The sequence below is a fragment of the Neorhizobium sp. 2083 genome, assembly GCF_031455615.1.
In the GTDB taxonomy this organism is placed as follows: domain Bacteria; phylum Pseudomonadota; class Alphaproteobacteria; order Rhizobiales; family Rhizobiaceae; genus Neorhizobium.
This window is the reverse complement of the sequence record NZ_JAVDTC010000014.1, coordinates 28,947-42,354: the sequence shown is the minus strand read 5'-3', so window position 1 is coordinate 42,354 and position 13,408 is coordinate 28,947. Positions and strand designations below refer to the sequence as shown.

Here is a 13,408-nt window from a genome sequence, read left to right as displayed (position 1 = left end):
TTCGAGGTAACCGTCCATGGACATCACCCCAAACCTTCCTCTTGCCGGGAAGCGAGCACTCGTGACCGGTGCAGCACGCGGTATCGGTGCGGCCATCGCGCTGAAGCTGGCTGAGGATGGCGCCGATGTTGCGATCACTTACGAGAAGTCGGCCGAAAAGGCCGAAGCCCTCGCCGCACAGATCGTCGCGCTGGGCCGCAAAGCTGCCGCCATCCAGGCCGATGCCGCGAGAGTCGAGACCGCGACGGCCACTGTCGATAAGACTGTCGGTGACCTTGGCGGCCTCGACATACTGGTCAACAACGCCGGCGTCCTTTTTGCTGGTGAATTTGCCACTCAGCCTTTGGAGGAAATTCAATTGCAGCTGGACGTCAATGCTCGCGGCGTCTTCTTGATGACGCAGGCGGCGCTAAAGCATATCCCCAACGGAGGCCGCATCATCAGTACCGGCAGCAATGCAGGCCTAGCTGTCCCCTTCGCAGGGATTGCGGTCTATGCAGCGACTAAGTCCGCTCTGGAAAGTTTCACCCGTGGTCTCGCGCGCGAACTGGGTCCGCGGGAGATTACTGTCAATTTGGTACGGCCGGGCCCAATCGACACCGACATGAACCCCGCCAACGGCGCCCTGGCGCCTGCTATCCTGCCGAGCCTGTCGATTGCCCGCTACGGTCGCACTCGAGAGGTTGCAGAGGCCGTTGCCTTCCTTGCGGGGCCGGGCGCTGGTTACATCACCGGCTCGGGCATTCTCGTCGATGGCGGCATAAGCGCTTGATCATTAGGCAAGGCGAGACCTGCCGATTGGCAAACCACGCTCTCGCTGCAAAATTGGAGATAGATATGGAATATACGCGCCTTGGAAATACCGGCCTTGAGGTATCTCGCCTTTGCCTTGGGTGCATGAGCTACGGGGAACCCGATCGTGGCAGTCATCCATGGACGCTGACGGAAGAGCAAAGTCGCGCCTTTATCCGCAAAGCGATCGAATTGGGGATCAACTTCTTCGATACCGCCAATGTCTACTCTGATGGAACGAGCGAAGAAATTCTCGGCCGCGCTATAAGGGACTTCTCGACGAGAGACGACGTCGTCATCGCGACGAAGGTCAACGGCCGGATGAAGCCGGGACCAAATGGCGCCGGTCTGTCCCGCAAAGTTATTCTTTCGGAGATCGATGCCAGCCTGAAGCGGTTGGGGACTGACTATGTCGATCTCTACCAGATCCACCGCTTCGACCATCACACGCCGATCGAGGAAACGCTGGAAGCTTTGCATGACGTCGTAAAGGCGGGCAAAGCCCGCTACATCGGTGCGTCGTCGATGTACGCGTGGCAGTTCTCGAAAATGCTTTCCGTCTCGCAGGCGAACGGATGGTCAAGGTTCGTCTCCATGCAGAACCACCTAAACCTGCTCTATCGTGAAGAGGAGAGAGAGATGCTCCCGCTTTGCAAAGCAGACGGTATCGGCGTTATCCCGTGGAGCCCACTCGCACGTGGCCGTCTGACCCGCGATTGGAGCGCGCAGAGCGAGCGCTCCGAAACCGATGAGATCGGAAAGGGTCTTTACACCCGAACCACCGACGACGCCGACAGACGCGTGGCGGAGGCGGTTACCAGGATTGCGCAGGAGAGGGAAGTGCCCAGAGCACAGATTGCGTTGGCATGGGTTCTATCTAAATCCGAGATCACGGCACCCATCATTGGCGCAACCAAGTTGTATCACCTGGACGATGCTGCCGCTGCGCTAGACGTCAGGCTCACCGCTGCTGAAATACAAGCTCTCGAGATCAACTACATTCCACACGCGGTTGTTGGGTTTTCCTGACGCAACGGGTTGGCCTCGAGCTTGCGTGCGTCCATGGCCAGCCCGGTCATGGGTGTTCTGTCTGGTCAACATGGCCGCTCAAGCGACGGAACGTCGATGCCCACCGACGGCGGAAATAGAGAAGCATTTTGCTCTTGACCTTCTACCTACTAAAAGGTAGATGGAGCGTATGAGCAATCTTTCGACCACTTCCGACGACATTTTGGCTTCTGCCCGAACTCTCCTCATGAACGGGGGCTATAATGGCTTCAGCTATGCTGACATCTCGGAAGAGGTTGGGATCCGCAAGGCCAGCATCCACCATCATTTTCCCAGCAAGGTGGATCTAGTGCGTGAGCTGGTCAAACGTTATCGCGAAGATGGTCAGGCAACTGTGGCGATCCTTGAGCAAAACGTCCCTGACGCCTTGGACATTCTCAAAGTGTATGCCAACCACTGGGCAAAATGCATCGAGGATGCCGGCCGACCCTACTGCGTGTGCGCTTTGCTTGCCAGTGAGCTTCCGTCCCTGCCGCCGGAGGTCGCCAAGGAGGTTACGGCGTTCTTCCGCTTCATCTCTTCGTGGCTGACATCTGTGATGGAGCGTGGCTCCAGGGAAGGCGCACTAATCCTCACCAGTGAGCCCCACGTCGAAGCAGAAGCATTTCTCGCGACCGTCTATGGGGCGATGCTGTCGGCAAGAGCCTATGGGAAAGCGGATGTTTTCCCGATGATCCTCGCACCTGTCCTCAACCGGCTCACGCCGACCGTCTCTCACTAATCCTGCGTGGCGAGGCTGCTCAGGTAAATCGCGTCCAACAAAACTACCAACTAGTAGGAAGATAAGAGTGAAAAATGTTTTCCCAACTTTAGCCCTCGGGCTGACCAGCATCCTTTCTGTAACTGTCCTTTCGACACTCGCTTCTGCCGAGGATAAGAAAGCCGCCCCGATCCATGTTCGCGGCAGCATCGTCGACTACCAGGGGTCAACGCTCAAAGTGAAAACGCGCGAAGGCGAGACAATCGATGTCGCGCTTGCGGACGACTGGAAAGTCGCGGGCGTGGCCAACGCAAAGGTCACCGACATCAAGCCGGGCGATTTTGTCGGCATCGCATCTCTGCCGAAGGCCGATGGCGGTGATGGCGCGCTCGAGGTTCTGATTTTCCCGCCGGCCATGAAGGGCACGGGCGAAGGTAGCTATGGCTGGGATCTCAAACCCGACAGCAGCATGACCAATGCGACGGTTGCTGATGCCGTAAAGGGCGTCGATGGACGCACTGTGACTGTGACCTATCACGGCAAGGAGAAGAAAATCGCCATCCCGGATGGCACCCCTGTCGTGACCATTGCTGCGGCAGCCAAGGATGATCTCGTTCCCGGCGCCGTTGTCTTCATCACCGCCGAAAAGGCTGCGACTGGCCCCATCGCCCATCAGGTGGTCGTCGGCAAGAATGGCGTGGTTCCCCCCATGTGAAGACCACGCCGTCACTGGCCGGAGCACCCGCCCCACTGCTCCGGCCAGCGACTAGATATTGATGCTGCCTGTCTGCAGCCGTGAGATGTCACTGAAGAAAGACGCTAAGATGAGCGCAGAAGCTTCTAACGATAATATCCGCTACCCGCGGAGGGTCTTCATCCGCCGCCACTCGGTTGTGACACGGCTCACGCACTGGCTGAACGTGCTCTGCCTTAGTTTTCTCCTGTTGAGCGGGCTGCAGATCTTCAATGCCCATCCCGAGCTCTACTGGGGTCATTACGGTGCGGATGGCGATCCCGCTGTGTTGACGATTGGCGCCAATGATGCCGCCGAGCGAAGCGGTTTCGTGCGTGTTGCGGGGGTACAGATACCGACGACCGGTGTGCTTGGTCTTTCCAATGTTGGTGGGGAGCCGACTGCACGCGCTTTCCCGTCCTGGGCAACGATCCCGTCGTTTCAGGATCTTGCGGCTGGCCGGCGCTGGCACTTCTTTTTCGCCTGGCTGTTTGTCATCAATGGCATCGTCTATCTCGGCTTCAGCGTGCTGAGCGGACATTTCAGGCGCGACTTGGCTCCTACGGCGCGTGAGCTCTCGCCGAGCCACCTCGGCCGTGAAGTCCTCGACCATGCTCGGCTGCACTTTCCGAAAGGGGAGGAGGCCAAGCACTACAATGCCTTGCAGAAGCTGACCTACCTTGCGGTTATTGTCATTCTGCTGCCCCTGATGGTGCTGACGGGGCTGACCATGTCACCCGGGGTTGACGCTGCTTTCCCCGCCCTGGTCGATATTTTCGGCGGACGCCAGTCCGCGCGCACCATCCACTTCATCACAGCGTCGGCGCTGGTCATCTTCGTCATCGTGCATGTGGCGATGGTCGTGTTGTCCGGGACCTGGAACAATATCCGCTCGATGATCACCGGACGTTACGCCATCCACGAGGAAGGACCGAATGCATGAGCACGTTTCTCACCAGACGCCGCTTTCTGATCGGCGGCACACTTGGCGCCAGTGCTTTGACCCTTTCCGGATGTGATCTGCTGGACCAGAACGCGGACATCGCGAATGTCCTTCGCTCAGCCGAGCAACTGACAATGAAGGCCCAGAGACTGCTTCAAGGGCGCGATGCACTGGCGCGTGAGTTTGATGAAAAGGACATTTCCCCGTCCTTCCGCGTCAATGGAACGAGTGCTCCCGATAGCGAGGAATATGCGGAACTGCTGGAAGGCAAGTTTGCAGACTGGCGGCTGAAGATAGATGGTCTTGTCGATCGGCCTCAGTCGCTTTCGCTGGCCGATCTGAGGGCGTTTCCCTCCCGCACCCAGATAACCCGTCATGACTGCGTCGAGGGCTGGAGTGCGATCGGCAAATGGACAGGAGTTCCGCTCGGCAGCCTGCTGCATCTGACCGGGCTCAAGCCCACGGCGCGCTATGTCGTGCTGCATTGTGCAGACGAGCTCGAAAAGACGCTCGATGGCAGCGGCCGCTACTACGAGAGTATCGATCTCATCGACGCGGTTCATCCACAGACCATCCTTGCCTACCAGATGAACGGCCAGGATCTCAGCGTCGGCCACGGTGCCCCCCTGCGCCTGAGGGTCGAGCGGCAGCTGGGTTACAAACAGGCAAAGTACATCATGCGCATCGAACTGGTCGACAGCTTCGCCGGCCTGTGGGGCGGGAACGGCGGTTATTGGGAAGACCGTGGCTACGAATGGTACGCCGGCATCTGAGGCGTTCGCACGCTGAATCAAAGGATCACAGTTCATGACTAGACGCAGAATTCAGGAAGTGATGCCGATTTCCGCGGTCGCGCCGTCATGACAGGTCGAGATCAACCAGACCAGTTCGATCTTCTCCGATCCTGACGGCCGATGGGTCGCAGTGCGGCAAGGAGCGATCAACGAGGCGTTTGAAAGACGCATGCGGTTGGAGAGCGAGAAGTCCGGCGAGGCAAAGGCTCACTCTCAGGACGAACCACGCGATTCCGGTATTTCCGAAGTCGGAAAGCTTTCCGGCGAAAGCGATCGGATCGGACAAATAAACTGGGACGAGAACACTCCGCCTGGCGAGCATGCCGGCTTCCTGTAAGGCGCACCGCCGGAATTTCATCAATTGAAGATAGGGACAGGTACCAATGTTGAATCATTTACAGCCCGTGGCGTTTAAGGCGCTGATTTCGCTCTCGATATCGCTGCCTTAAAGACACGGCCAACGGTTCGATTCTGCTCAAGGCGTTCGCTTTTAAGAGATTGTAGGGTCATGCGTTCGACTCCTGATAAGAGCAAGAGCGGATCCAAGATGCTGCTCACTTAGTGCATGATATCGCCAAGAAACTTCTTCGTCCTCTGACTTTTCGGGCTGTCGAAAAACTCCTGCGGGCTCGCCATCTCCACGATCTCCCCTGCTTCCATGAAAACGACCCGGTCGGCAACCTTGCGGGCGAAACCCATTTCGTGCGTGACGACGATCATCGTCATGCCGTCTTCGGCCAATGCAATCATGGTGTCGAGGACTTCCTTGACCATTTCGGGATCAAGCGCCGAGGTCGGTTCGTCGAACAGCATGATCTTGGGCGTCATGCAGAGCGCACGGGCGATCGCCACACGCTGCTGCTGGCCGCCCGAAAGTTGTCCCGGATACTTATCGGCCTGCTCGGGGATCCGGACCTTCGTGAGGAAATGCATGGCCAGCTCTTCTGCATCCTTCCGTTTCGTGCCTCTTGACAGGATTTGCGGCAATGCGCAGTTTTCCTTCACCGTGAGATGCGGGAACAGGTTGAAGTTCTGAAACACCATGCCGACATCGCGGCGGATGGCGTCAAGGTTTCGGGCGCTGTCGTTCAAGGCGATGCCGTTGACCGATATGTTGCCGCCCTGATGTTCCTCCAAGCGGTTCACGCAGCGGATCAGCGTTGATTTGCCCGATCCGGAGGGGCCACAGACGACGATCCGTTCGCGGGCAGCAATCTGCAGGTCGATATTCTTCAGGACTTGGAATGTCCCATACCATTTGTTGAGCGACGAGATCGCAATGGCGAGTTCCGCGTGGTTGCCGTTCATCGATAGCTCCTTGCCTGGACGCGGGTTTCGAGCCAGCGCGCGTAATTGGAAATGCCGAAGCAGATGAGGAAGTAGATCGCCGCCACGAAGACATAACTTTCCACGTAAGGCGCCGGCCAGACCGGATCGGTGGCCGCGACGCGGCTGGCACTCAGCATGTCGAACACGCCGACGATCAGGACGAGGCTTGTATTCTTGACCATGACGATCGCGGTATTGGTGAGAGGCGGGATCACTTTCTGAAGCGCCTGCGGAAGCACGATGTGCCAGACCGTTTTCCAGGCCGGCATGCCGAGCGCCTTGGACGCCTCCACCTGGCCGGGCGGCACGCCCTGCAGGCCGCCGCGCACCACTTCGGCGAGGTAGGCGGCGGCGAACACCGTCAATGCGGCCAGCGTTCGGCCAAGCTTGTCGATCGTCCATCCGGCCGGGAGAAGAAGCGGCAGCAGGATCGAGGCGACAAACAGTAGCCCGACCAAGGGCAGTCCGCGAACCAGTTCGATGGTCAGCACCGACATCAGCCGGGGGATCGGAAGAGCCGAGCGGCGGCCAAGCGCCAGGACGACGGCGAACGGAAAGCCGAGGCCTAATGACAGCAAGGCAAGTAGCAGCGTCACCGGAAGGCCGCCCCAGCTGGAGCTGGGCACCGGTGAGAGCCCCAGCACGCCGCCCCACATCAGGACGAGCATGACCACGACGCTTGCGATCCAGGCATAGACAAGGCGGATGCCCCAGAGGCGAGGCGAAAGCGACACCAGGATCATCGCAAGGATGAGCCCCATGACGACGAGCGGTCGCCATTGTTCATCCGGCGGATAAACGCCGAAGATGATGAACCGGAACTTTGCCGCGATGAAGGCCCAGCACGCACCGCCATTCCGGCAAGCGGCCGGATCGCTGGTGGACCAGACGGAGTCGAATACGGCCCAGTTGAGTGCCGGCAGCATCGATACGATCAAGAAGCCCGTCGCAACCGTCAGGCATGTCGCCACCAGATCGCCGAAGAACAGATGGAGGAGCGGCTTGCGGGGTGGCTTTGGCGGGGCGGATGAAGCCTGCAGCTTCATGGCCGGCGCTGCTTCGATAACGGTCATCGTGCCTCCACCAGTGCCACGCGGGCGTTGTACCAGTTCATCAATGCGGAAACCGCGATGCTGATCGTCAGGAATATGGCGAGCAGCAGGGTGATGCTCTCGATCGCTTGGCCCGTCTGGTTGATGACGGTGCCGACGACCAAGCCAAGTTCCGGATATCCGACCGCCAATGCCAGTGTCGTGTTCTTGACGGTTGACAGGTATTGCGAGGTCATCGGTGGAATGATGATCCGCATCGCCTGCGGGATGACGATCCTTGTCAGCGTATGTCGTTCCGAAAGACCGACGGCGCGGCCTGCCTCCCATTGTCCGAGCGGAACCGCATCGATCCCGCCGCGGACGATCTCGCCGATGAAAGCGGAGGTATAGATGATAAGGCCGAGCATCAGGGCCGCAAATTCCGGCGAAAGACGCATGCCGCCCGAGAAATTGAAGCCTTTCATGCCGGGCATGCTGACGGTCGCGGACGCATTGGAGAGCGTCACGGCGATGGCAACTCCGAAAAGCGCCGTCCATGCTACGGTCGCGTAGCGCTTATTCAGTCCGACGGAACGAGCTATCCCTCTGCGCTGGATGGAGACGACGATCATCGCCAATACGAGCGCCAATAGGATCAGGGCTGCCGGGCGATCCATCTCGATCGAGGGAAGATAGAGACCCCTGAGAGAAAGGTAGACACCCGGAAGCGGGTTGAATGCCTGCCGGGGTGCGGGCAGCATGGTCGTCGCCAGCGCATACCAGAAGAGCAGATGCACGATCAGCGGCATGTTGCGCATCGTCGTGATGAAGACGCCGGCGACGCCTGATGTCAGCGGATGCTTCGACCGCCGGGCGAGGCCGACCACGACGCCGAGGGCGGTCGAAAAGAAGATCGCCAGCACCGAGATGAAAAGCGTGTTGCCGAGACCCGTGACATAGGCCCAGAGGAAAGGGTCGGACGGATTGTACGGGAGCACGCTTTCCGAAATGGGAAAGTTCGCCTGCCGGAACAGGAAATCGAAGCCGACGCGAATGCCGCGCGCATTCAGATTTGCCTTGGTGTTGACGACCAGCCAGACGAGCAGGGCGGCGAAACCGCCCAGCAGGATTGCCTGGCCGCACCAATTCCGGAACCGACGATTGTCCAGTAGAGCCGTGATCATCGGGTCTCTCCGTGTGATTACTGGAACGACATCGGGAATATCACCCCGCCTTCGTTGAACAGCCTGTTCGGGCCACGGTCCAGCTTGAGCGGGCTGTTCTTGCCGACATTCCGGTCGTACATCTCGCCATAGTTGCCGAGCTGCTTGACGATATTGTAGGCGAATTTGTCGTCGAGCCCGAGCGCCTTGCCGTTGCCGGGTTCGGTTCCGACGAAACGCTTGATGCGGGGGTCGTCGGATTGCAGCATCTGGTCGACATTTGTCTGGGTGATGCCGTAGAGCTCGGCATTGAGCAGAGCCTGGATGGACCAGTTGACGATATCCAGCCACTGATCATCCCCGTGCCGGACGGCCGGTGTCAGCGCGTCCATGTACTTGTTGGCCGGGAAAATGACGTAATCGTCGGGGTTCTTCGCTTGAGTTGCCCTCACCGAGGCAAGCGCGGAGGCGTCGGTGATGAGCGCGTCGCAACGGCCGGAGAAAAATGCCTGACGCGTCGCCGCCACATTGTCGAAGACGACCGGTTTGAGATCGAGCTTCAGCTTGTTGGAGACGTCGTTGACCACCACTTCGGTCGTCGAGCCGGTCTGAACGCAGACGGATGCGCCGGTCATGTCTTCGGCCTTGGTGACGCTGGAGGATTTGGCGACCATGAAGCCGGTGAATTCGTAATAGTTCGGGGTGGTGAAATTGACGCCGTTGGCATCTCGCTGCAGCGTCCAGGTGAGCGTGCGGGGCAGGAGATCGATTTCGCCGGTCTGCAAAGCGGGGATCCGCTGCTGGCCGCTCAGCGGCACGAACTCGACCTTGTCCTTGTCGCCGAACACGGCCACCGCCACGGCGCGGCAGGTCTCGACATCGAGCCCCTTCCAGTACCCTTTGTCGTCGGGCGCGCCGAAACCGATCGTGCCCTGGCTTGCGCCGCAAACCACATGGCCGCGTTTCTTGACCGCATCGAGCGTCGGGCCCGCATGGGCAGCGGCCGTTGCCAGCAAGAGGGCCGCTGCCGCTAGCGAGAGTATCTTCCAGTTTTTCATTGTCCGTTCCCTTTATGATTATGATTGAAAGAAGCGTCAGGCGGATCTGGCGAGGGCTGCGTCACCGCTTGCGATCGCCGCAACGATCGGCTCCAGGTCTGCCCACAGGTCGTTTTCGTCTTCCAGGCCGATGCTGATCCGCAGGATTGTTCCCTTGTGGGCCTGATCATCCGTTGCGCGCGTTATGGTCATCGGCGCAAGCAGGCTGTGTGTGCCGCCCCAGGATGCACCGATGGAGAAGGTCTTTGCCGCGGTTAGCAATCCGGGCAGGGCCGCCTCCGCGTGCGCAGGGATGACGATGCTGAAGACACCGCTCGTTCCGGAAAAATCGCGCTTCCAGACTGGGTGTCCCGGCGAGCCTTCGAGCGCGGGATGCAATACGAGACCTTGCTTTATCCGGGATGCGATGCGCCCGGCAAAATCGAGGGCGACGCGGCCGGAATGGGCCAGCCGGACCCCCATCGTTTCCATGCCGCGAAGCGCCAGCGCGCAGTCGTCAGGAGATGGCCCCATGCCGATCATCCGCATCGTGTCCTTGAGCTTGCGGTGCAGGGTGATGTCCTTGACGGAGATCGATCCCATCAGGAGATCGGAATGGCCGCCGACATATTTCGTCAGCGCCATCGACGAGAAATCCATGTCGAATGCGAGCGGCTTGAAATAGAGCGGCGTTGCCCAGGTATTGTCGCAGCCCGTCAGCACGCCGCGCGTCTTGGCGGTGGCCACGATGGCCGGGATATCCTGGACTTCCATCGTGGTCGAGCCGGGGGATTCCGTCCAGATTAGCTTCACCGTATCGTCGATCAGGTCGGCAATATCGGCACCGATCATCGGATCATAGATGCGGTAGGAAATGCCGCGCGGTTTGAGAAAGTTCTCGCAGAAACCGGCGACCGGAGGATAGGCGGAATCGGGGATGAGAACGCTGTCGCCGGGCAGAAGAACGGAGAGGAAGACGATCGTGATCGCCGCTTGTCCCGAGGGCACGAGGACGGTCCGCTGTCCCTGTTCGAGGGTGCAGATGGACGCTTCCAGAGTGCGTGACGTCGGGGTCCCGTGCAGCCCGTAGGTATAGCCGTCCGGCCCGCGCTTCGACCTATTGGCATAAGCCTCCGCACTGTCGAACACAATCGTTGATGCGCGATACGTCGCAGTCGCCAGGCTGGCATAGCCGTCATGGGATATGGCGGGATGTTTTACGCAGAGCGTGTTGTCGCGCATCTTTTCTCCTTCACATCGTAAATTCTGAAGGATCATGAGGTAGATGACCTAGACAAACAACTGACCTGGGCGTCTAGCTTCATGCGTAAAACGCATAGGAGCGTGCGATGAATTTCAGGCAAGTCGAGGCGTTTAGAGCAGTCATCTTGAGCGGCAGCACCTCGCGAGCCGCGGAGCTAATGGGAGTTACGCAACCGAACGTCAGTCGCCTCGTCGGCGAGTTGGAGGAGGCAGTAGGCTTTGCGCTGTTTGATCGAGTGAAGGGCCGTTTGATCCCGACGCCAGAGGGGCAGGCGTTCTATCGCGATGTCGACCAAAGCTTTCGAGGGCTGGACAAGCTCCGCTCGTCAGCGGCGCGGATCAGAGATTTCGGCTCGGGTCATATCCGAGTCGCGAGCCTTGCAGCGGCCGGAACGACGATTGTGCCGCGAGCCGTTCGCAAGTTTCGCGAAAGCTTTCCGTCCGCGGTCGTGACGCTCAGCATCATGACGTCCGCATCAGTGCGCAATCACATCGTTGATGGAGAATATGATCTCGGGCTTGCTGCTGACGAGGTCGACCTCTCCGGCCTCGAGCATCAGGTCTTCGGCAGTTTCCCGGCGCTCTGCGCTTTTCCAAAGGGACATCCTTTCGCTGCAAAGGACATTATTCGCCCGGCAGATTTCGATGGCTTAGATTATGTCGCCCTGTCGCCGGAAGATCGGGCAAGGTTGAAGTTCGATCGCCTTTGCGAGGACGCTGGCGCGAAACCGAACCTCATCATCGAAACTCCCTATGCAATCACGGCCTGCGCTCTGATCCTGGAAGGTGTCGGCGTCGGCATCGTCAATCCGCTGGCGATCGATGGCTTTGCGGAACGTGGCCTGGTGTTCCGGCCGTTCGAACCTGCAGTCTATTTCAAAAGCTATCTTCTGTTCCGTCCAGATGTTCAGAAGGCGCGGTTGGTGCGCGCATTCGTGTCGGCACTGCTCGATGTTCGCAATACTCGACCATCGACGGTAAGGCCTAACGATACTTGAGGAGCAACCCGCGATAGGTGTCGCGACCCCTTCCTTAAACGACGAAGAGAACTTTCATCTGCGGATCGATCATTCTCGCGCGATCCACCCTAGTAGTGCCTGCCGAAGTTATAACTATTGGTGATTATCCGCACGTTGCGGGGAATTGGAATGCGATGAAGTGAACTGCTAGCGTTTGCATTGACAAATATCAAATAGAGACGAACCACCCGAATGGTAAGTTTTGCTCCCCGAACCATCGATCAAATCCAGGCTGGTTTCACAGCCGGAGTGTCGCCGGTTCAAGTGGTCGAGGAGTGCGTGCGAAGGATCGCTGAGACTAATCATAAGACGCGGGCGATGATCCTGGTCGAGGCGGAAGAAGCTCTTGCTGAGGCCAAGATAGCGGACGCCGAAATCCGGTCTGGCAGGCGGCGAGGCCCGCTTCATGGCATTCCTATCGCCGTCAAAGACGTCATTGATGTTAGGGGATGGCCAACGACAGCCGGTTCCAAGCTCTTCGAGGGCCATGTCGCCGAGAAGGACGCCGACTGCGTCGCAAGACTCAGAGAGGCCGGCGCCATCATCATCGGCAAGACGAACCTGCATGAATTGACCGTCGGCGGACACGGGAACCCCTGGTTCGGCAAGGTCGTCAATCCGCTGAATCCAGAACGCGGAACGGGTGGCACCAGCAGCGGTTCAGCGGCGGCTGTTGCGGCCGGCTATTGTGTTGCCGCGATCGCGACCGACACCGGAGGATCCAACCGCTCGCCTGCCGCTGCCACCGGCCTCGTCGGATACAAGCCCGCAAGGGGTGCGGTCAGCAACGCCGGTGCACTACCGACCGCGCCAACTTTCGATGCCATTGGCCCGATTGCCGTCACCGTGCGCGATGCGTGGTTCGTCTACTCGGCCATGCGAGGCAACCCGGATTCGAAGCTGCGAGAAGTCGAACTCTCCGGCCTGAAGATCGGTGTTTGCCCGGACCTCAACAATGCGGATGTCGACCCTGCAGTAGGGAGCGCTCAGAGAACATGGCTCGAGGCGGCGGCAAGCGCTGGGGCAACGATAAAGGTCCTTCACTTCGCGCAGTCTGACGAGGTTAAAGAGGCCGGCAAAGCGATCTTGATGTATGAATTCGCGCTTAAGTACGCCCCCCTCATCAATGCGCATCCGGAGAAGGTCGGCGAGGCTGTCAGGAATTTCGTTTCGGAGGGCCTGTCGATTGGAGAAGACGGTTATCGCTCCGCACTAGCCTATCGTGCTGATGTCATGTCTCACTTTCAGCAAATGATCGGTTCTGTTGATGTCCTTGCTTCGCCGGTTGCACCGGGGTTGGCACCCCGCCTCAGTGATGAAATGACCCGCGTGGGAGCAGACTGGGTCCCCTACGGAACGGCAGGGGGTAGCTTCCGGCGCTGGGCAAATTTTTTCGACGTCGCAAGCATCGCAATACCTTTGCCGATTGCTGGCGACCTTCCGGCTTCCATCCAGATTGCAGCCCTTTCAAGTAACGAGGAGGCACTGTTTTCGGCTGCGCAAGCGCTTAGCCATCTGAGCTAACACCTCAGGTAA

The 13,408-nt window shown here is 59.2% G+C and carries 13 protein-coding genes; 8 read left to right on the top strand and 5 right to left on the bottom strand.

Annotated elements, in window-relative coordinates; translation table 11 throughout:
* The first annotated feature begins 16 nt into the window (after positions 1 to 16).
* The 6 genes from J2X76_RS30840 (at position 17) to J2X76_RS30815 (ending at position 5,009) form a co-directional block, all read left to right on the top strand.
* Complete coding sequence (locus tag J2X76_RS30840) at positions 17 to 772, top strand: SDR family oxidoreductase (protein WP_310221640.1); 756 nt, start codon at positions 17 to 19, stop codon at positions 770 to 772.
* Positions 773 to 837: 65 nt separating this feature from the next.
* Positions 838 to 1,821 carry an aldo/keto reductase gene (locus tag J2X76_RS30835; RefSeq protein WP_310221638.1) on the top strand — a complete coding sequence of 328 codons (984 nt, stop codon included), beginning with the start codon at positions 838 to 840 and terminating at the stop codon, positions 1,819 to 1,821.
* Positions 1,822 to 1,990: 169 nt separating this feature from the next.
* A complete protein-coding gene (locus J2X76_RS30830; protein WP_310221636.1) occupies positions 1,991 to 2,581 on the top strand; it encodes a TetR/AcrR family transcriptional regulator in 591 nt (196 codons plus the stop codon).
* Between the two features lie 67 nt (positions 2,582 to 2,648).
* Entirely contained in the window at positions 2,649 to 3,275 is a 627-nt protein-coding gene (locus tag J2X76_RS30825) for a hypothetical protein (RefSeq protein WP_310221634.1), read from the top strand.
* Positions 3,276 to 3,384: 109 nt separating this feature from the next.
* The gene (locus J2X76_RS30820) at positions 3,385 to 4,236 is read left to right on the top strand and encodes a cytochrome b/b6 domain-containing protein (protein ID WP_310221632.1); all 852 of its coding nucleotides are present in this window, start codon (positions 3,385 to 3,387) and stop codon (positions 4,234 to 4,236) included.
* Positions 4,233 to 5,009, top strand: a complete 777-nt coding sequence (locus J2X76_RS30815) for a molybdopterin-binding protein (RefSeq protein ID WP_310221630.1) — start codon at positions 4,233 to 4,235, stop codon at positions 5,007 to 5,009. Before J2X76_RS30820 ends, J2X76_RS30815 begins: the two co-directional genes overlap by 4 nt.
* 579 nt (positions 5,010 to 5,588) lie before the next feature.
* Here J2X76_RS30815 and J2X76_RS30810 read toward each other — a convergent pair.
* The 5 genes from J2X76_RS30810 to J2X76_RS30790 are packed head-to-tail and all read right to left on the bottom strand — an operon-like array spanning position 5,589 to position 10,832.
* A complete protein-coding gene (locus tag J2X76_RS30810) occupies positions 5,589 to 6,338 on the bottom strand; it encodes an amino acid ABC transporter ATP-binding protein (RefSeq protein ID WP_310221628.1) in 750 nt (249 codons plus the stop codon).
* Positions 6,335 to 7,432: an amino acid ABC transporter permease gene (locus J2X76_RS30805; RefSeq protein ID WP_310221626.1), complete on the bottom strand. Its 1,098-nt coding sequence runs from the start codon at positions 7,430 to 7,432 to the stop codon at positions 6,335 to 6,337. The genes J2X76_RS30810 and J2X76_RS30805 overlap by 4 nt, the downstream gene beginning before the upstream one ends.
* Positions 7,429 to 8,574, bottom strand: coding sequence for an ABC transporter permease subunit (locus tag J2X76_RS30800; protein ID WP_310221625.1), 1,146 nt, complete (start codon positions 8,572 to 8,574; stop codon positions 7,429 to 7,431). Before J2X76_RS30800 ends, J2X76_RS30805 begins: the two co-directional genes overlap by 4 nt.
* A 17-nt stretch (positions 8,575 to 8,591) precedes the next feature.
* Positions 8,592 to 9,611: an amino acid ABC transporter substrate-binding protein gene (locus J2X76_RS30795; protein WP_310221623.1), complete on the bottom strand. Its 1,020-nt coding sequence runs from the start codon at positions 9,609 to 9,611 to the stop codon at positions 8,592 to 8,594.
* A gap of 36 nt (positions 9,612 to 9,647) precedes the next feature.
* Complete coding sequence (locus J2X76_RS30790) at positions 9,648 to 10,832, bottom strand: PLP-dependent transferase (protein ID WP_310221621.1); 1,185 nt, start codon at positions 10,830 to 10,832, stop codon at positions 9,648 to 9,650.
* A 107-nt stretch (positions 10,833 to 10,939) separates the two neighbouring features.
* Between J2X76_RS30790 and J2X76_RS30785 the strand changes: the two genes are divergently transcribed.
* A complete protein-coding gene (locus J2X76_RS30785; RefSeq protein WP_310221619.1) occupies positions 10,940 to 11,851 on the top strand; it encodes a LysR substrate-binding domain-containing protein in 912 nt (303 codons plus the stop codon).
* Positions 11,852 to 12,064: 213 nt separating this feature from the next.
* Complete coding sequence (locus tag J2X76_RS30780) at positions 12,065 to 13,396, top strand: amidase (protein WP_310221617.1); 1,332 nt, start codon at positions 12,065 to 12,067, stop codon at positions 13,394 to 13,396.
* The last annotated feature ends 12 nt before the right edge of the window (positions 13,397 to 13,408 follow it).